Annotated in this window: 20 protein-coding genes; 9 read left to right on the top strand and 11 right to left on the bottom strand. The window is 43.2% G+C overall.

Annotation, left to right across the window (positions count from 1 at the left end):
- From KFE98_16385 to KFE98_16375, 3 genes are read right to left on the bottom strand one after another with little or no spacing between them, the layout of a single operon-like run.
- On the bottom strand, window positions 1–774 hold the full coding sequence (locus tag KFE98_16385) for a hypothetical protein (protein UTW61576.1): 774 nt from the start codon (window positions 772–774) through the stop codon (window positions 1–3).
- A gap of 53 nt (window positions 775–827) precedes the next feature.
- Window positions 828–1,358 (bottom strand): hypothetical protein, encoded by a 531-nt coding sequence (locus KFE98_16380; protein UTW61575.1) that lies wholly within the window; start codon window positions 1,356–1,358, stop codon window positions 828–830.
- 39 nt (window positions 1,359–1,397) lie between these two features.
- A complete protein-coding gene (locus KFE98_16375) occupies window positions 1,398–1,973 on the bottom strand; it encodes a hypothetical protein (GenBank protein UTW61574.1) in 576 nt (191 codons plus the stop codon).
- A gap of 194 nt (window positions 1,974–2,167) precedes the next feature.
- Between KFE98_16375 and KFE98_16370 the strand changes: the two genes are divergently transcribed.
- The 4 genes from KFE98_16370 to KFE98_16355 all read left to right on the top strand — a co-directional run bounded on the left by KFE98_16370 (window position 2,168) and on the right by KFE98_16355 (window position 6,952).
- Complete coding sequence (locus KFE98_16370) at window positions 2,168–3,094, top strand: tail fiber domain-containing protein (GenBank protein UTW61573.1); 927 nt, start codon at window positions 2,168–2,170, stop codon at window positions 3,092–3,094.
- Window positions 3,095–3,106: 12 nt separating this feature from the next.
- On the top strand, window positions 3,107–4,288 hold the full coding sequence (locus tag KFE98_16365) for a family 16 glycosylhydrolase (protein ID UTW61572.1): 1,182 nt from the start codon (window positions 3,107–3,109) through the stop codon (window positions 4,286–4,288).
- A gap of 315 nt (window positions 4,289–4,603) precedes the next feature.
- Complete coding sequence (ssb, locus tag KFE98_16360) at window positions 4,604–4,954, top strand: single-stranded DNA-binding protein (protein ID UTW61571.1); 351 nt, start codon at window positions 4,604–4,606, stop codon at window positions 4,952–4,954.
- Between the two features lie 288 nt (window positions 4,955–5,242).
- Window positions 5,243–6,952: a WG repeat-containing protein gene (locus KFE98_16355; GenBank protein UTW61570.1), complete on the top strand. Its 1,710-nt coding sequence runs from the start codon at window positions 5,243–5,245 to the stop codon at window positions 6,950–6,952.
- On the opposite strand, the gene KFE98_16350 is transcribed toward KFE98_16355, so the two are convergent.
- The gene (locus KFE98_16350) at window positions 6,949–7,626 is read right to left on the bottom strand and encodes an epimerase (GenBank protein ID UTW61569.1); all 678 of its coding nucleotides are present in this window, start codon (window positions 7,624–7,626) and stop codon (window positions 6,949–6,951) included. The genes KFE98_16355 and KFE98_16350 overlap by 4 nt on opposite strands.
- Window positions 7,627–7,641: 15 nt before the next feature.
- Window positions 7,642–8,214: a hypothetical protein gene (locus KFE98_16345; GenBank protein ID UTW61568.1), complete on the bottom strand. Its 573-nt coding sequence runs from the start codon at window positions 8,212–8,214 to the stop codon at window positions 7,642–7,644.
- A gap of 66 nt (window positions 8,215–8,280) precedes the next feature.
- On the opposite strand from KFE98_16345, the gene KFE98_16340 reads away from it, so the two are divergent.
- Entirely contained in the window at window positions 8,281–10,242 is a 1,962-nt protein-coding gene (locus KFE98_16340) for a tetratricopeptide repeat protein (protein UTW61567.1), read from the top strand.
- Window position 10,243: 1 nt separating this feature from the next.
- Here KFE98_16340 and KFE98_16335 read toward each other — a convergent pair whose 3' ends face one another.
- The 5 genes from KFE98_16335 to KFE98_16315 all read right to left on the bottom strand — a co-directional run bounded on the left by KFE98_16335 (window position 10,244) and on the right by KFE98_16315 (window position 13,559).
- The gene (locus tag KFE98_16335; protein ID UTW61566.1) at window positions 10,244–10,816 is read right to left on the bottom strand and encodes a MarR family transcriptional regulator; all 573 of its coding nucleotides are present in this window, start codon (window positions 10,814–10,816) and stop codon (window positions 10,244–10,246) included.
- Window positions 10,817–10,890: 74 nt separating this feature from the next.
- Window positions 10,891–11,124, bottom strand: a complete 234-nt coding sequence (locus KFE98_16330) for a thioredoxin family protein (GenBank protein UTW61565.1) — start codon at window positions 11,122–11,124, stop codon at window positions 10,891–10,893.
- A gap of 239 nt (window positions 11,125–11,363) precedes the next feature.
- Window positions 11,364–12,425, bottom strand: a complete 1,062-nt coding sequence (locus KFE98_16325; GenBank protein UTW61564.1) for a VOC family protein — start codon at window positions 12,423–12,425, stop codon at window positions 11,364–11,366.
- Between the two features lie 9 nt (window positions 12,426–12,434).
- Window positions 12,435–13,232, bottom strand: coding sequence for an SDR family oxidoreductase (locus tag KFE98_16320; GenBank protein UTW61563.1), 798 nt, complete (start codon window positions 13,230–13,232; stop codon window positions 12,435–12,437).
- A gap of 3 nt (window positions 13,233–13,235) precedes the next feature.
- The gene (locus KFE98_16315) at window positions 13,236–13,559 is read right to left on the bottom strand and encodes a hypothetical protein (GenBank protein UTW61562.1); all 324 of its coding nucleotides are present in this window, start codon (window positions 13,557–13,559) and stop codon (window positions 13,236–13,238) included.
- Between the two features lie 122 nt (window positions 13,560–13,681).
- Here KFE98_16315 and KFE98_16310 point away from each other — a divergent pair, with 122 nt between their 5' ends.
- The 4 genes from KFE98_16310 (at window position 13,682) to KFE98_16295 (ending at window position 19,071) form a co-directional block, all read left to right on the top strand.
- Window positions 13,682–15,973: an MMPL family transporter gene (locus tag KFE98_16310; GenBank protein UTW61561.1), complete on the top strand. Its 2,292-nt coding sequence runs from the start codon at window positions 13,682–13,684 to the stop codon at window positions 15,971–15,973.
- Between the two features lie 68 nt (window positions 15,974–16,041).
- A complete protein-coding gene (locus tag KFE98_16305) occupies window positions 16,042–16,617 on the top strand; it encodes a hypothetical protein (protein UTW61560.1) in 576 nt (191 codons plus the stop codon).
- A 132-nt stretch (window positions 16,618–16,749) separates the two neighbouring features.
- Window positions 16,750–17,244, top strand: coding sequence for a cupin domain-containing protein (locus tag KFE98_16300; GenBank protein ID UTW64731.1), 495 nt, complete (start codon window positions 16,750–16,752; stop codon window positions 17,242–17,244).
- Window positions 17,245–17,292: 48 nt separating this feature from the next.
- Window positions 17,293–19,071, top strand: coding sequence for a hypothetical protein (locus KFE98_16295; GenBank protein UTW61559.1), 1,779 nt, complete (start codon window positions 17,293–17,295; stop codon window positions 19,069–19,071).
- On the opposite strand, the gene KFE98_16290 is transcribed toward KFE98_16295, so the two are convergent.
- A complete protein-coding gene (locus KFE98_16290) occupies window positions 19,072–19,677 on the bottom strand; it encodes a MarC family protein (GenBank protein UTW61558.1) in 606 nt (201 codons plus the stop codon).
- Window positions 19,678–19,689 lie beyond the last annotated feature (12 nt).

The raw sequence follows: 19,689 nt of genomic DNA, 5'->3' as shown, positions 1-19,689 counted from the left end.
TTAAAACTTGGAAACGAAGAGAAAGTCAACCGTATGGCCATGGTGTAAGATGGGTTCGTTATACATAAAACGGCTCGCCGATTTTTTGGGAACATCTTTTGATTCCTGCCGGTTTTTAATGCGAAATCGAGAATCTCCGTAGCCTAATGTAAGCACCGTTATTTGATATTCACCTGATCGATATTGGCGATAGGATCCTATTCCAAACCATCTATAAACGTTGGTGCCCATGGCTTTAAAGAGACTATCGGTCATAACCGTATTGCTATCGAGATTGAAGCGGCCGTGCATGCGTTTTAGAAAAGGTTCGGGATATACGATTTCCTGAGAATCCCCTTGGTATACCCAATAGTTTAGCTTTTTCACGGTATCGGCATAGCATTCCATCGGACCGCACTTTTGCTCGAATGTTCCAAACTCAATAACATCCAAATGGAGCTCTTGAAAATGACTCAGCTTTATCCAGTCCTTTTGACAACTGAGCAGGAAAGAATCCATCGTTGGCACATAGGTAGAATCCATTACCCGAAACGGTACGTATTTGTGGATTATTTGACGATTTCCGTTCTGGTCCAAACGAACTAACCGAGGGTTAACCTTCCAATATATCTTGCGAAATTCGTAAACTGCATCTCGCCGCTGGAAGACCTCCAAACCAATAACATCCCCTTCTGAAATACCGACTGGAAACAAGCGAATTTGAGAACCCGATTCACACGAAATCGCCTGAAGAAATGAGGTTATGATGAAGGTGAATATCAAAAGGTGTTTCATGGTAGACAAATGCAGGTCCCTTATTATCGAAAATGAGAGAACTAAATTGTTCTTTACTTCTTGTAATTTCCTGTTTTTGAAGGAACAACCAATTCTTTGATCAACTTCTTTTTGGCCCGTTTGAGCCCCATATTCGTGGTTTGGTGAATCTGCCAAACTCTTTTTCCCATAAACTCAGCATCCTGAAAGTTAAGAGATGATGGCCTATTGGATTTTTCAAAGGCTCCCCTTGGCACGTAAAAAGTAATGATTTCCTGGTATCCCCCATACTGGCTAATCCTAAGGTTAAAATTCAATTGGACAAACAACTCAAAACCATTTAACTCACATCGAAAGCAGGAATCGTTCAAGGAAGTTGCTGAGAAAAGTTCCATGATCTTCTTTCCCAATTGCCGCCGTCTCCAAGGAATCAACTTCGTGTCAATCAAAAAGAAAAAGCCCCCTAACAAAACCGAACCAATGGCCATTATAGAAAGCTGTTCCCACCAAGCCGTTGGCACATCCTCCTCCAGGAGGTTAGTAAAGAGAACAATTCCTCCTAAAAAGAGGACCGACAGGCCCGTCCATTTTAAAAAGGACTTCATAATTATGCCGGAAAAAAGATAGGATTCAAAGAATCGTATCTATAGCTTTTTCAGAACCTTTTTTGGGAAGATCTTCTTCATTACATCCTTCATATCCTCCTTTTTCTCCAAGAATTTCCACCCTGGATATGCCGGATCGTTCACCGCATACATGGTCGTTTCGGTATGGATAGATATAACTCCCGTTTTGGAATCAAAGGACACGTTGTCGGCTCCGTACACCTCTTTGAGCATAAGGGCAGCAAATTGCAAACCTTCCTCTCCCCCTTCATTGTTTAGAAATTTCATGTGCATATCAAAGGAATAGTCCAATGTAGCGTATTGAACACCTTGGTATTCCATGGTCTCAGAAACGCTTTTGACCTTGGCATTCTTCATTTCAATTTTCACATCAGGATCGGAGTATAACTTTTCGAATGCCGTCTGCAGATCCGCCTTGGGATAATGTTCAAACAACTTAGGGTATACAAAATCCAGGGTACCTGAGATATCCTGAGCTTCTATCAAGTCGAAGTAGGTATCAAATGTTTCTCGAATTTCAGATTCAGCCTTTTGTGCGAAGGTGGTAAGGGTAATAACTATGAAAAGAAGCAAGGGTAAAATTCTTTTGGTCATCATATTGGTTTTTCAAATTTCTGCGAAAATAGGCCCATTTTGTTAAACCCATTTAAGGTCAGAAACATTCCCATTGAAAATTGTGCACTTGCCAAAACGGCTCTAAGCATTGCCTAAATGCGTCGATAGAAGCCAGTTCATTGGTGGTAGCTTGCCGGCATAAATCAATAAAACTAATTACTAAAATCATCAACATGAAAAAGCAATTTTTAAGCTTCGCAGTACTAATCTGCCTGTTTCTAACCTCTCAAGCTCAGCTCAAAATTCACAACAGCGGGAATTTTACATTCGGATGGGTTCCTGCTCCTCAATCCTTCAATTTTCTCACCATTCGATCGGCGGATAAACGAGGAATCTGGCTGGAAAGTAACTTCCAGGCCCCGTATAACCAATCGATGACCACACGAGTACAAAATCCCAACACGCTGTCTTATGTAGTGCACTACAATGGCTCTGATAACTTTATGGTTGCCTCGGATGGCGGAATCTTTGCCAAGGGAATCTGGGTCACCTCGGATCGACGATTAAAACAAAACATTGTTCCCCTTGAAAACGCTCTTAAGAAGGTCAAGAGTCTTCGAGGAGTGAGCTATTCCTATACCGATGCACAAGAGAATAATGGACGATCCGATCAAACGGAGATCGGCTTTGTTGCTCAAGAATTAGAAGAAGTGCTTCCAGAAATGGTACGCGAACGACCAGATGGATTAAAATCCGTAAACTACCTGCATATGGTTGGCTTGCTGGTTGAAGCGATCAAAGAACAGCAAGTTCAAATCGATCTTCAAACCACAGAAATTGAAGAATTAAAATCCCAGGTAACCTCTTCTACTGGCCATCTTGAGAATATGGAGGAGCATGGCCATTTGGAACAGAATATACCGAATCCCTTTAACGAATCTACCCGAATCGGCTATTACCTGGAAGAATCGGTCAATGAAGCCAAGATCTTGATTTTTGACCCACAGGGAACATTAATTACCACCTTCCCTATTGAAGAAATGGGAGAAGGAAGCATCCAAATTGATGCAGGTGATTTTGAAGCGGGTTTGTACATCTACTCCCTGATCGCCGACGGTAAAGAAATTGATCATAAGCGTATGATCCTCACCGAGAAGTAATCCGTTATGAAGATGATTAAATTTCAATTAACGGTGATACTCGGACTTACGTTCCTGGTATCGAATGCGCAACTGGATGCTTCCTGGAAAGTAACCTGGCAGGATGACTTTAATAATCAGAATAGTCTCAACTCCCAATTGTGGCATACGAATTACGATTGGCGTCAAGGATACAAATGCTACGAAAAAGAAGGATCTCACTACTTTCAAGCCTATCGGTCCTGGCCAACCGATCCACACGGGAACTATGTGTTCGATCCACAAGCCGTAACAGGTTCGCCCGGTGGCGGGAAAATGGAGTTGATCGTAAAACAAAAAACGCTGACCCATCCCAACACCTTAAATGCCTGCGTTGATCCGCCCCGGTATGAGACCAGAACGACGAATTACACCGCTCCGATGTGGGTCGTTTCTCAGCAAGCTTTTAAGTATGGATACTTTGAAATTCGTTTTAAGCTACCCGCCTTGCCTCCAGGAAAAACCAATGAGGGAATTGGTGCCAACTTCTGGCTCTTTGGCGACATAAACAACATTAGCCTTAACCCGAATCAGGATATCGTGTGGAGTGAACTGGATATTTTTGAATTCCTGCATAACTGGCAAGTACCACCAGGGCCAGGACAAAACCACAACTTCTCTTCGGGTGTGCATTATACCACCATAATCCCCAATACAACGGACACTGTGATTGACAGCACCGAAGGCACCATGCCCTACATACATGTAGATTTTGATGGGACTTATAAAACAATGGGTTGCTTGTGGTTGCCCGATCGAATGGCAATCTACCTGGATGGCGAAGTCGTTTACCACAATGAGTTTCCCTACCTCAACAAATTGATGCCTATGTCCATTATTCTTGATCATAATGTGGCCGTGTCTGGTAGTAATTTAAATCCTAACACGCTCATTGACTATACCTATGACATCGATTATGTGAAGGTTTATCAATTGGAAATGGATTGCACCACTGATTTTGCCGTGTGTGAGTTTAATCCGGTCACCTACAACAACAATGTGAAAAAGAGCATTTCTGTGGGTGGATACAATTGCGATGCAAGGATTCCGGGAAACTTCAACATCTCATTCCGAGCGGCCGACTTCGTAGAATTGAAAGAAGGATTTGAAGTTGAGCTGGGTGCTGAGTTCTATGCCGACATTACCGATTGCAATGAAGCACATGAGATAAGGTAAGTAGCCATTTAATAGGTGAAAGACGAGTCCTTTGGTTCTGGTTTTGGCTGGAAACAAAGGACTTTTTTTGTTTTTGACAAGCTGTGGCAATAGAATAGCCTCAGCTCGCCCAAATAAACACAAACACCCTATTAATCAAATAAATAACCCATCTTCAGCTCCCTTTAAAACCATTTGTAAACGTTTAAAAACAATTATAAACGACTATAAACACTTAACCACCGAGTAAGCCGGGAGAGCTGCAACACCTTTGTGTCATCATTTCGAATTCGCGAATCGAAGTTTCTAAGTTTTACTGTTTTAATACGTGTTGTCATGAAGAATATGAAAAATAAGGTACAGTTGATCGGCCGCTTGGGCCAAGATCCGGAAGTCAAACAATTTAATGAGAAGAACAAGCTTGCGAAATTTAGTATTGCAACCACCGAGAAATACAAGGATGCGAAGGGAAAGTTAAGGGATAACACGATCTGGCATAACAACATTGTTGCGTGGGGGAAACTTGCCGGAGTCATTGAGCGCTACCTCAAGAAAGGATCAGAGGTAGCCGTGGAAGGCCGCTTGCAGTACCGGCGCTACGAAGATGGAGAAGGAAAAATCCAACTTGTTCCAGAAGTAGTGATCAGCAACCTGCTTATGCTCCGTACTCCGGCTGTCGCACAATAGGAGTTCCCAACCAACCCAATTTCCAGCCGAACAGCCAACTGGGGCCGGTCTCAAAAGTTCAAACCCGCCGGTCCCGGCTGTTCCCGGAAATACTCCAACAAGCATTTGCAGTTCACACTCAACCCAGGTTTCAAACATCAACCAATCCAAAATCCTGTTCATATGGTTGAGTAGTGGTTAACCCATCCCAAAAGGCCTTTCGCCTGGGGTGGGTTGTTTTTATTTAGAGCCTTGGATTGTTGATTTGTAATACTTTTAGCTCATTGCGTTATTGAATTAAACGCTCCTATGAACCGGCAACACCTCCATCTCATCAGCACTACCCTGCTCTTGACCTTATCCATTATCTGGATTATGGGCTGTTCTATTTTTAGATCTTCACAAAACTCGGTCGTCATTCCCTTTACCGAAAATGGTTTGATCGGTTTTGAAAACTCCAAAGGAGAGGTCCTAACTCCACCTCAATTTGATTCCATTGCTTCCTCTTTTTACCACGATTATGGAGTTTTCTGCCGAGATGGAAAATGTGCTCTCGTCCGTTCGGATGGAACAGTCATTACCCCTGCCATTTATGATCGAATCAATAGCGTTTATTTAGGAAGAACAAGTGTTCACGTACGGAAAGATGGCTTCTGGGGAATCATCGATCTAAACGGTCAGGTTATTCTCTCGCCTAAGAACGATATGGTCTATGGTTTTATGGAAGGCTACTGTATTTCCAGAAGAGCGGACAAATGGGGTGTTTTGGATTCTCACGATCGGGAAGTGATTCCTTTTGAGTACGATCAGATATCGCCACCAAAAGGTGGCTTGTTTCAAGTTAGAAAGGGTCGAATTTGGGGTATGCTTAACACCTCGGGAGAAGTGGCTATTCCAATAGAATACAGAGGTATGACTCCTTATAATGTTGAATACGATTTGATTGGAGTCAGAAAAAACGAAGGTTGGGGCTTTATTAATTCGAAGAATGAAGTGGTTATTCCCTTTGAGTTTGGCTATTGCCAGGCATTTGGAGGTAAAATAACCTGGGCGAGCAAGGACCAGAAATGGGGTATAATCGACACTCTGGGAAAAGCCCTACTCCCTTTCCAATTCGATTTTCCGGTCCACTATACTTCGGGAATCACCATGTTGAATGACCAGATCATTCGAATCAGGTTGAATGGAAAAGAAGGGGTGATGAATCTTGAAGGCGATACTCTTGTATCACCTAAATTTAATCACGTGGCTTTACTTGGCGATTCCCTGGCTTATGCCGAAACCGATTCCTTCTATGGCTACATCCAATTCCCTAAAAAGGAAAGCCTCTGGCCGCTTTGGAGCAATCATCAGGAACTTTGGGAGACCATTACGCCAGCTCCGAAATCATTACCCAATCATACCGATTCATTGGACTATTCCATCAATTACCTAAGAACGGAAATCACAGAAATCCTAAAGCAAGACAGTACATCGAGCTGGAGTTTGGAAAAGATCCTATTCCTGCGTGCCGAGGCCTTGAGAGAAGAGCCTAAGATCTACCCGGGTTATTCCAATTTTAAGGCCATCTGTGCCAATTACGGAATTTGGAATTCTGGAAATTTCACGGTGTCCAAATATGGACCAGGCTGGGAAAGATTTAAAAAGGAAACCCTGTTCGCCATTGTTGCCTCTGAAGAATTGCGGGAAACCACCTGGAATTGGTTGAAACCTACTTTTCGACACTCCTTTCAATCCATGCATCCTCAACACCAACGCACCTATTTAGAGGGCATTGAGTACCTCAGGGATTATATCAATCATTACCAGGCTGGAAAAATGAAACGCTACTTAAAGGAGAATCCCTGGCGGTTTGCTAATTATGATCCTGATGGAAATAAAAATCCCTGGCGAAAATCCTGTGCCACCGTGGATCGACTCATTCTGGTTCACGAAGTGATGACGGAAAAAGAGGCTCGTCAATGGATTAATAAAATCGCCGATGAGGTTCAGACCTGGGTAATCGATGTACCCAATTAAGCGAGTTTTGACGCTTCCCGATTAATCTCCTTGTTGCCCAATATTTTGAGATCTGGCTTTTTACTGGCCACTTCAATCATGGCTTTTCCAAGATTGGTAGTATTGGTTGCAGCTGCCGGAAACTGTTTAAGAACCAAATACAGAGGCCAGAAGATTTTGTAAATAACCCGGTAAGCAGCCGTTCTGGATTGAATACCACGCAAAGGTTGGATGAATCCAGGGCGGAACATATAAGCTTTGGAAAAATTCATGGCCAATAGGTCATTTTCGGTTTTACCCTTAACCCGTGCCCACATGCTTCTCCCCTTTTCGGAAGAATCGGTTCCCGCTCCTGAAACATAACAAAAGACTGAATCCGGGTTTTGAATCAAAAATTCCTGGGCAAAATTGAGGGTGAGGGAATGAGTAATCTCTGTATATTTTTCTTCGGAGAGGCCCACAGCAGAAATTCCCAAGCAGAAATAGGCCGCATCGCAATTGCTCAATTCTCCAGCTATACTCGAAACCTGTGAAAAGTCTTTTAATATCAGCTCTTTGTGCTTCGGATGATCCACCTCGATAGACCGACGATTGATCGTGATGGCTTGGTCGATGAGCGGGCTATCCAGGCATTCGAGTAACACTCCTTTGCCCACCATTCCGCTTGCTCCGGTAATTACCACTTTTAGTCCCATGTGATCAAAGTTATATTAATGATGCGGAGAACGCCCAAAGCTTCGGGCAATTTTAAATCCAACGTTGTAGTTGTTGTATACCTGTTTAAACTCGTAAGAAACTTCAGGAATAATCCACCAGTTGTTGGCCAGGTATAGCTCATACTCTGCTCCTACCTTGAGCACATAGAAATTCTCATTCGACTCAAATTCGAGTCCTGGACCGGCGAAGAAATTAAGTCCTCTAACGGGTTCATAATAGGCTTGAAGCACGGCCACAGCAACTTTGTATCGCTCCAAAATTTCCCCATCGTCTTCGATGTAGTACTTGGCCTGCTGAAAATCGAACATTCCTCCAAGAGCCCACCGGTGATTGAAGGTGTACACATAGTTCAAACCATAGGTGTTCACTGTTGACATACTTTGCTCTCTATCCAAGGGGTTTTCTCGAGTCAACGGGATAAATGTGACGCCCTGAAAAAAGGCAATGGTGTGTCGCAATCGATGAGGTGCAGCCTGCAATTCCGATGATTCTTGAGCCCAAGCCAATGAACCTGAAAAAAGAAGAATACTCCAACCAAGAAGTATTCCTAAACAAGTACTTTTCATAGGAAAATTTTAAGCTGACAATATACCACATTGTCCCCACGTTGGCATTCTTATACTTTTGCATTTGTGAAGATTTGGCTGGTAGGTTTAGTGATGGTATTGAGCGTGAATGCAAAAGCTCAATTAAGTGCAGAAAAGTATGTTTCCCTGGCACGGTCAGATCTGCAAAATCAGAATTATACCTCCGCGATTCAACGGTTGAATTTCGCCCTTCGTGCCCGCCCCTATCTGACGGAGGCCTATTTTCTACGAGGAATGGCCAAATACCAATTGGAAGATTTTCTCGGTGCCCGTGAAGACTATACCCAATGTATTCGGTTAAATCCCCTTGTTCCGGCTCCCTTCCAAAACCGAGGTTTGGCCCGGGCTCAGCTCAATGATCATTATGGCGCCATTGAAGATTTTAACCGCGCCATTAAGTTGGATCCTGGCGACTATTTCACCTACATCAACAAGGCCTTCAGTCAATTGCAGATAAATGAACTGGAAGCCGTAATCGTAACCTGCGATCGGGCGGCTTCGCTCAATCCCTACCTGGAATCAGCTTTCATGCTTCGCGGCGTGGCCTACGCTCAATCACAGAAATACAACAAAGCGATTGAGGATTTTACCCAGACCCTAAAAATCAATCCGAAAAATGACGAGGCCTACCTGCGTCGGGCCATGGTATACAACGAGAAACTGGAGTACACTTTGGCTTTAACCGATTGCGATTCTGCCATTAGTATAGATAGCAGTTCATCTCTGGGCTATTTTGTTCGGGGAAACATTTTTGCGGATCGCTTGATGTATGAAGAAGCCTTGGCAGAATATGATCAGGTTATCCGGCTTAACCCGAACAATGCTCTGGCTTACTACAACCGGGGAAACATTCGGGGAAATCTGGGCAATGTAAAAGGGGCAGCCTACGACTACAAACGGGTTACAGAGATTAATCCGGAGAATATTCTGGGACACTTTAACCTGGCTCTTTCCTACCATAAATTGGAGAAGTATGAAAAGGCTGAGGCCGAATACAGCAAGGTTATCGCTCTTTTTCCGGATATGGAAGATGCCTGGTTTAACCGAGCCTTCGTGAGAAAGGAATTAGGGGATGAAAAAGGAGCCCAAGCCGATTATATGAAGGGAAACTCTCTCCGTGGAAAAAACCGGGAACGTGAGTACAACCTGGAAGATGAGGAAATGCTAAAGCGGTTTACCGAAATGGATGCCGATTTCTACAACCCTGACTTTAATGAAGAAGAGAACCAGTTTATTGTTTACGCTGTTCCCTTCTTCCGAATTGAAGAAACGGACTATTCCCAGGTAACCCGGTCTCAATTGGAATACAACATCGAAGTGCTTAACCAATTTAACGAAGCCACTCATAACCTGCCTTATTTTTATGTAACTCACCACATGCAGGATGTTCCAGAAGGGCAACCCGAATTACGAAAGGAAGCCCTGGAAAATTTAACTCAACCAGAAACCGATGAGTTAAAAGCTCAACGAACCCTACTTTGGAAAGCCATTTGGTACCATTCAACCTTCGACTTCAACCAATCTTTGGCAAGCTACGATAGCCTCATTGCAGCTCATCCAGATTTTTACCTGGCCTACTTCAACCGAGGTAATACCATGCTCGACTTATTGGAGTTGTTGCTCAAATTGGATGCAGGAGAAGGGGCATTTATCGATGTGGGGGATGAAATTACTCCCGTGCAATTGAAGGACGTGCAAACCGTAAAACTACAGTTGGCTCAGATCGAAGAAATGTATCAGAAGACCCTAGAATTGCAACCCGACTTCTACTACGCCTGGTTTAATATAGGAATTGTGAGAGCCGAGCAAGGGAACTTCAACGGAGCGGTGGAAGCCTATAGCAAGGCTATCAAAGTTAACCCGGAGTTCAAAGAAGCCTACTACAACCGAGCCTTAACCTACCTCTACCTGAAGAGCAACAAAAAAGCGTGTAACGACTTAAGTCGAGCAGGTGAATTAGGCATGCATGACGCCTACTCTATCCTGAAAAAATACTGCAATCAATAGGCTACGCTGCCTGAAAGTCTGGACAATCTACCTGAAGGTTTGCTACGGTAAGAGGACTTTGTAGAAAATGACAATAATGATTCTCCCCCTGCATTTCATGAAAACGACATCCGAGACAGGTACGTTGAACTTGCAGAACACCGGCCTTGTTTAGCTGGTGAATGAGCTGAATAAGGGTAGCATGAATCGCTTCCTTTTGATGTGTTTCCAAGGGATGGATGGCTTGTTCCAAGGGGTAAGTATACTGCCCTAATTCCTTGAGCAAGTCTTTTCCTTGAGTGCTTAGAAAGAGAGAAAAACTTCGACTATCACTGGAAGAATAGTCCTTTTCAACCCATCCTTTTTTGTCCAAAACCCGCACAGCATCACTAATGGTAGGCTTGGTCACGTTAAACTCCTTAGCCAACTGACTGACATTGCACAATTCAGCTCCATGTTTCGACACAAAAAATAGAATCTTGATTTGAATGGGGCTCAAGCCATGAACTTTGGCTTTTTCCCATAGTAAAGCCTGAATGGCTTCAGCAATCCGCTCCAAACCGTGGGTAATTCTGCTGTTTAAATTTTCATCCATAAAAAAACCCGTGACAATAGCCACGGGTCAAAGATAGAATTACTTAGGAATCCTAACAAATTGGGATAAAAAAATTAGCCCTTCACGTCTTCCATAGACGCTCCAAAATTCAAGTGCAGCACGTTGCCATTTGGAGTGAGTAAGGCAGGAACAGACTTTACTCCTTCCCTTTCCGCTTGAGGAATACGTGAAGAATCCTCACCCAAGTGGACGATCTCGAGATTCTCTTTTCCAATCAATTCTACAATGTCGTGCTCAGCACTTACACAAACCGGGCAACCAGCGTGGTAAAAAACAGATTTGCTCATAATCAATTTTAGGTGTTAAAGTTCAACGGCGATATTGCCGATACAAATATAGTAAGGAATCCTAACTAAATAGGTTTAGCGATAAATATTTTGACGTTAAAACCTCAATTATCTATTCACCAAAAAGGCTACAGCCTGATTATCAAAAACTTTCAGGATACGTTAATAAGGACAAAGATTTCCGTCCTCACGTTGATCATTGAAAATTGATCCGATAAACATCGGAAAAATGAAAATTCCTAACCTTTCACCCGTGTAAGGTGCATGGCCTTGAGCATCCAATCAGGAAGAGGTTTTTGAGGATCTCTTTTCTTCAAGTTAATGTACCAGCCCAATTTTTTCATTACCGGCACTTTATGGGTCTCCACAAACTCGATCAAGTATCCATCCGGATCTTCGATGTATGAGAAACGTCCAGCAGCCTCTCCCATATCAAAGCTATTGGCACTATCCACAGTAAAAGGAAACCCTTTGGATTCGCAGAGCTGCATCAATTCATCCATACCATTGATATCGAAGCAGAGGTGAATAAATCCTCGATCACCCCAATCGCGGTTTTCAAAGATTTTGCGGCAATCCGTACGATCTAGGGATTGAATCAACTCGATCTGAGTAGGTCCAATCAATTTACTAAAAGCTCCATTACGCGGTTTGCTGTGGGTAAGCAAAACCCGGCGAAATTTACCACCACCTTCAGGCAATCCCTTTAGATCTTCGAATGTTCCGGTTTCGTCATAAATCACCTTGTCGTACCCCAATACGTCTGAGTAGAGGGTTTTGGACTTCTCGACATCGGATACACCAATAATTCCGCCCATTGGACCGGCGGTTAATCCTCCCGTGTTTTTGAATACGTAACCATCAGGTACTATTTGGAAGCGGTTTCCGTAAGGATCGCTCATAAAAAAGTGCTTCTGACCGTTGGGCATTTCCAGGAGCTCACTGTCCAATTGAACGCCATCTTTTTTGAATTGCTCGTAGGTTTTGGCCACATCGTAAGAACGGATTTTTCCAATGTACAGACCGTAATCACCCAACTTAACTTCAAATTCGGGCAACTGAGGAGTACGGGAAGTGTACTGCCAAATTTCAAATCCTCCCCCACTCTGAATGTTCATAGCCAAGATGGCGTGACGGCTTCGCACCTCGTTTTGGGTGTAAGGCAACATCAAGGCAGCATCTGCCGCCTCTTCAAAAACCTTGATGTCCATACCAAAGTTTTTGCGGTAAAAATCAAATGCTTCGTGTACGTTAGGAATGCCAATTCCCAATTGCTGAATTCCACTGATCACTACTGCCATAACGCTATTTTATGTGGGTTTAATTCGGGCGGCAAGTTTATAAAATAATCCCGGAATATAACGCTTTAGATACACCATGATCAATTCCTTGTTGCCCACCAATATTTCTTTCTTTTTTTGCTCTACTCCTCTTAGAATGATTCGAGCACACTGGTCTGCCGGCATTCCGCCTGACTGCCCCTCGTCCATTTCACCATGGGCTTTTCCATCTGCTCCAATTGCATGAAGAGAAATGTCCGTAGCAATTCGTCCCGGACAAACAATGGTGACAAAAATGTTTTTGCGAGCCACTTCAAATCCCAGGGATTCGTAAAACCCATGCAAGGCATGTTTTGAAGCCGAATAAGCCGAGCGCAGGGGAAATCCAAAAACTCCCGTAATACTGCTGGTAGCTACCACGTGACCAAATCCCGATTTTTCCATCATGGGGAGAACCGCCTTGGTCAAAGCCACAGCTCCAAAGTAATTGACCTCCATAATCTTTCGATCTACTTCTATTCCTGCATCCATCGCTTCAGCCCGTTGGCTAATACCACCATTGTTGAACAGGTAATCTACCTGAATGGAATCTGTTGAAACTTGATCTACCGCTTTTTGAATGGAATCGGGGCTGCCTAAATCCAGGGGAACGATCCAAACTTGATCCGAACCCAAAGAGCGGCACTTTTCGGCCACTGCTTCTAATTTATCCAACCGTCTGGCGGAAAGGATGAGATTGGCTCCTTCCGACGCCAAAGCATAACACAGCGATTCACCGATGCCTGAGGTGGCTCCGGTAATCCAGCAATTCTTATGGTACCAGGACATGTACTACTCGTCTTCTTTTACGAAGACAAAGGTATCTACATGAAGGATAGAGGCACTATTTCCATGGCTCGAACCTGCAGAAGTTTCCAGTTCGTACCCTTGCTTACCCAACCGGTTGAACACATCAACCAACTGGTTGCAGTTGTGCTCGTGATGAGTAGAGTTCAATTTTTCTACCGGGATACGTTCGGATTTTCCGTTGCCATAGGCGATAACGATTTCACCTGGTTTGTTAATTGGCTCATAGAGCTTTACTACAATATAATCCTGGGCAAAGGTCGTAGCCGACATCATCAGGAAAACCAAGAAGGGTAAAATGCTTTTCATCGTTTGTGCTTTTTTGTAGTCCTGAATCAAATATATCCATTTCGACTACAATCAAAAACAGGAAGGTTAAATAAGTGACCTGCCACTATCCGAATTAATTTAGTTTTGCACCCTTCCACATTATGATAAACGACAAATTCAGAAAGACCTTAGCGATCATTGTGCTTTTCTGCATTGCACTACTGACGCTGGCTGCTTTAACCTTTATTCCAAAGGTCCAATTCGATTACAAATTCGAAAAGTTTTTTCCGCCTGACGACGATGATCTTCAGTTCTACTACAGCCATATTGGCAAGTTTGAATCGGACAACGACTTTTTGCTGGTTGGAATTGGAAACGACGGAAGTCTGTTTGAAGAAGATTTTCTAAAACGTTTGGAGCAGGTTACTGACTCACTCAAGAAAGTTCCTCATGTAACCAAGGTGGCCTCTCCTACCAACATCAATAGTCCGGTTATCGGTCCAATGGGTGTGGTGAAGACCAAATTTGTTCATGTGGACAAACCGGAGTTGTACAAAAAGGATTCGATTAGAATCTACTCTACCCCCGGACTCAAAGGAGCCTTCTTTTCTGAAGATGCCCAAAAGGTGACGTTGCTCCTGAGCATTGAAGGTTCTGACGATAGAAAACAAAACGACAAGGTGGTTCAAGATGTGGAAGCTACTGCCAAATCGTTTGGTTTTGCGCAAACTCATGTAGCCGGAAAGATCAAGGGGGCCTATTATTTTATTCGAAAAATGGAGTTTGAGCTATTGCTCTTTATGTCCATTTCGTTCTTCCTGCTCATCCTCTTCCTGTTCATCAGTTTCCGCTCCTTCTGGGGCATTTGGATTCCCCTTTCGGTGATCGGAATTACCCTGATATGGATGATCGCGTTTATGATCATGATCGATCGTCCGATCAACTTTATGACCACCCTGCTGCCCACTATTCTATTTGTGGTGTGTGTATCGAATGTGGTACATATCGTGGAGAAATACCTGGATGAGTTACGCAAAGGTTACGGTAAGTTGCCCGCCTTAACGACCGCTTTTAAAGAGATTGGTCTGGCCACATTCTTCACTGCTTTTACCACAGCCGTTGGTTTCCTTTCGCTGTATACCAGTATGATTATTCCGATTAAGGAATTCGGTTGGATTACGGCATTGGGAGTATATGCAGCCTTCTTCTTGTCCTTTACATTACTGCCCGCATTACTCTATTTACACAAGACACCTAAGGTTAAAGGGCAGCATGCAGATGACTCTTTCTGGTCTAAAAAATTGCACCGTTTGTTCCTGTGGATTCTGCCCAATCGTCAATTGATTTTTGGCGCCACGCTCCTACTCATGCTGATTTCCTTTATCGGAATTTCGCAATTGGTGTTCGACAATAGCTTTCTGGACGACTATGCCAGTGACGAGGGCATGCGAGCGGACTATGAATTTTTTGAGCACAATTTCTCGGGTTTCCGCCCCTTTGAACTGGCCGTTTGGCTGAAGGATACCAACCGTAATTTCCTGGAGCACGAAGTACTGCTTGAGGTAGATAAGATCGAAAAAGGCCTACAAGAAGTGTACGGCATGGGATTCATTGTATCGCCTAACACCTTTGTAAAAGGAACCAAACGAGCCATGAATGGTGGAAAGAACGAATTCTACCTGCTACCCAAGGATGAAAAGGAACTGAAGAAAATTAAGCGCAACATTCGTCGTCTGCCTAAGGTGAACCTACGGAGCTACTTAACCGATAACAAAACAGAGGCTCGTATTAATGGAAAGGTGAGAGACCTTGGAGGTAAAAAAATGCGGGAGCTCAACAAGGAGTTTGCCCAATACCTCAAAGAGAACACCAATACCGAATTGATTGAAGTTCGAATCACGGGTATGCCCTACTTGATTGATAAGACCAATGAATTTTTGGCCAATAACATTGTGCTGAGCTTGTCCATTGCCTTTTTGATCATTGCCATTATTATGGGTATTCTATTCCAATCGCTGAGAATGATTGTGATTGCCGTATTGCCCAACTTACTTCCTCTTTTGGTAATTGCTGGCATTATGGGAATTGTAGGAATCAACATCAAAATTTCTACTTCCATCATTTTCGCCATTGCATTTGGAATTGCGGTGGACGATACGATCCACTTTATGAGTAAGCTTAAAATTGAGCTCAACAAGGGTAAATCCATCATCTATGCCCTGAAGCGAACCTACCTATCCACAGGAAAAGCAATTATTGTAACCTCGCTTATTCTGTGTTCCGGTTTTATGATTCTTATTCTTTCTTCTATTTCCAGTACCTTTTACATCGGAATGTTGGTCTCCACTACCCTACTGTTTGCAGTAATTAGTGATTTATTCTTCCTTCCGGTGTTGGTTTTGATGTTTTATAAAAAGTCTGAAAAGAAAGAAATAGCAAAGGAAACGGAATAAAAAGTTAATTTGGCATAGCAATTGTATTTGTTGGTCAAAATGTAAATTCGCAATTAAAATCAAGTACGATGAAAAAAGTATTTAAATTCTCCACCTTCTTATTGGCACTGATGGTGGCTTTTAGTTTCAATGCCTGTAAGTCCAAGAAGACAACCCCTAAAAAACAAGGCGAAGTTCTAATTAAACAATATTGTTCCGGACCAGATTATTTCTCCGATAAAAAACACTTCCGTTCAAACGCGGTTGGAGAGAGTATGGACCAAATGACAGCTCGTAAAAAAGCATTGTCTGAAGCCAAAGCTAAATTGGCCGGTGATATCAACACTACTATGAAAGTGGTTGGTGACAACTACGTAAAATCTTCTGAGTTCAACAACAAAGAAGAAGTATTGGAGCGTTTTGAAGAAAACTCTCGTACTGTGGTTAACCAGTCTTTGACCGGTATCAAAACCATTTGTGAAGAGTTTACCAAAACTCCTGAAGGACGCTTCAAGTGCTACATCGCTATCGAATTGTCTGGTGAGGACATTGCCTCTAAGTACAACGAGCGTTTGAGCAAAGACGAATACCTCAAGGTAGACTACAACTACGAAAAGTTCAAGGAAACCTTTGAAAAAGAAATGGAAAAAATGGAAAACAACTAAACTCCGTTTTTCATCGAAACTGGAACCCCGCATTTGGCTTAGGTCAGATGACGGGGTTTTTTATTTTTGAAGCCACGCTGCTTCTATCGGCGGGATTAAACTATTTTTATGCCACTACCTCACCCCAAAACTATGGATGCTCAATACTGGATCGAGAAACTCGCCCTACTCCCTCACCCAGAAGGTGGACATTATCGGGAAACCTTTCGCTCGAACGAAGAAATAAAACAGGAGAATTTGCCGCAGCGCTATGCCGGCAACCGAAACTTTGGTACGGCTATCTATTACCTATTGGAAGGTTTTGATCGCTCCAGGTTTCATGTTTTAAAATCGGATGAAATTTGGTATTACCACAGCGGATCATCAGCCATTATTCACTTTCTAACGCCAGAGGGTAAATACGAAGACCGTCATATTGGTCCCAATCCAGAGCGGGGTGAACAGTTTCAGGTTGTTATTCCCAGAGGTACATGTTTTGCGGTTGAAGTAAAAGATCGTAGCGGGTACATTCTGGTTGGCTGCTCGGTACATCCGGGATTCGACTTTTCAGATTTTAGTATTCCAACCAAAGAGTTCTTGCACGAGCGCTACCCGGCTCATCGCGAATTGGTTGAACGATTGGGATAAGGCTCCCCTTTTCTGGAAATACGAAATCCTTACATTTGAAAGCAATCCATGACTACACCCCCTGAACAAAAGAGAAAGTGGTTTAAGAGCCCTTGGTTTTATATCCCTACCGGATTGCTCGTGCTTTTACTGGCTGTTGTTGCCGTTCTCGTCCATCAGCTGGAAAACATTATTGAAAGCAACATAAGGACAGCCCTGGCCAATGAGAAGGAAATGGCCTACCGCATCGATTTTGAATCGCTTCGAATTCGTTTGTTGGAAAACAGCATCAAGCTTAAGGGAATTCGGGTGAATCCCAAGAACGAACTTATCAAACAACGCGAAGAAGAAGGGGTTTACAAGTCGTTTACGACTCATGCACAGGTGGAAACGGTGAGTTTAAAAGGCTTGGATTGGGAAAAACTGATTACCGAGAAAAAGGTGCATCTAAACCAACTCGTGATCATCAAACCCGATATGGACATTTACCTAACGGGTAAAAAACAACCTAAAAAAGTAACCGATACACTCTCCCTGGCCGAACAGATTTCATCAACGGTGCAATTACTTGATTCCATTCATGTTCAGGAGGTATTGATTCGCAAAGGTGTATTTGAACTCTACTCTCCCGATAGTGAGCGGGTTCTTGAAATCAACAACCTGGGCTTGGAAATGATTGGTGCCGATTATGATACTACGCATTCAGATCGCTTGCCGGTAAAGTTTGAAAAGCTCCTTTTTTCAATGGGTTCCGCCCAAACCAGCTTAGGCGAAGAATACGTTCTTTCTACAGGTGACATCCAGTTGAACTACACCGACTCGTCCTTTAAACTGAACGACCTCGCCATTAAATCGAAGTTTAACCGCAAAGAATTTACCAAACGCTCGAAGTACGAAAGAACTCAACTGGATCTGGAAACGGCGCTGATTGAAGGGAAAGGAATCGACATGGAACGGATCATAATCGATCAGTACATACATGTTCGTTCCCTGGCGATTGATCAGGTAAACTTCAAAGGTTTTAAGGACAAAACTCCACCTTGGAATACGCGTAAGAAGCACCCTATTCTTTCTCAGCTTATCAAAAAGATTCCTTTCCTGATCAATGTAAAACAGGTACACGTTGCAAACAGCGATATTCTTTTTGAACTCGTTATGCCTGAGCACGAGAAACCTGGCAAACTGTATTTTTCAGAGTGTTTTGCGTCTCTGTATAACATTACCAATGACCCTGAATTACTCGAAGAATCAGACCGACTCACAGTGGATTTTGCATCCAAAATGATGCACTCAGGAAAGTTGAATGTAAATCTTCAATTTGATCTCTCAGGAAGAGCCGATCGCTTTTATGTGAAAGGTCAATTGGATAAAATGCCTCTACAAAAGCTTAATGATGAATTGGAACCTTTGATTGGAATTGAAGTTTCATCCGGTATTCTGCACAGCGCTCAAATCGACATTTCAGGTAACTTCAACGACATCAATGGAACCGTTAATCTGCACTACAACGACATCCAGATCGATATCCTAAAACTGAAACCGGATGCTGAAGGTAAGTCGTCCAAATTCTTCAGCTTCATTGCCAACGCGGTGGTCCGAACCAACAATGTACCTGGAACCGAAAGCTACAAAGAGGGTTATGTGCACTATACCCGAAGCCCTGATATCCCCTTCTTTAAGTTTTTGTGGGAAGGAATTTTCTCCGGAATCAAAAACACACTGATCGGAATTAAGTCTAAGGAAGAAAAGGAAATGAGCAAAAAGCGCTCAGGTCAGTCTGATACGAAAGACTCCTCCGAAGAAAAGGGAATCAACAAGTTGTTTAAGAAGTTGAAGAAAAAGAAGTAATTAGAAATACTCTTTTAACCCACTAAGAATAAAGTTTGCCGCCATGGCTGCCAGCAGCAATCCCATGATCCGGCTAATAATCGTAGCTCCACTATCTCCGATTATCTTTTTCAACCAGCCAGCCAGTAACATCAAGGCCAGGGTGATTCCCAAAACAACCAACATCAAACCTATGGTAACGAATTGTTCATCCCAGGAATGACGATTGGTATCCGTTAACAAAACAATAGCCATAATCGCCCCCGGTGAAGCAATGGACGGAATGGCAATGGGATAAACCGCAATGTCTTTCTTCTTCTCAATGTGATTGATTTCATCCTCGGGTTTACTCTCTCCAAATATCATGGTGAGGGCAAACATGAAAAGAATCACCCCGCCTGAAATCTGAAAAACCAACAGTGGAATTTCGAGGTATTCCAGCAGTCCCTGACCAGCCAATGCGAAAAACAGGAGAACCAATCCAGCAATGAGCGCAGCCCGGAAAGCAATTTTGCGGGATTCTGCTTTCGAGTGCAAAGCGGTAGCAGCCAAAAAAACAGGAAAGGTTCCGACGGGATCGATTACCGCAAAAAGCGTGGTAAACTCGTTAAGAAGAGATTCTGTCATGCGGACTAAACT

This window comes from bacterium SCSIO 12741 (genome assembly GCA_024398055.1).
Classification (GTDB): domain Bacteria; phylum Bacteroidota; class Bacteroidia; order Flavobacteriales_G; family Salibacteraceae; genus SCSIO-12741.
The sequence above is the reverse complement of the archived record's forward strand: the minus strand, read 5'-3'. Positions and strand labels throughout refer to the sequence as shown.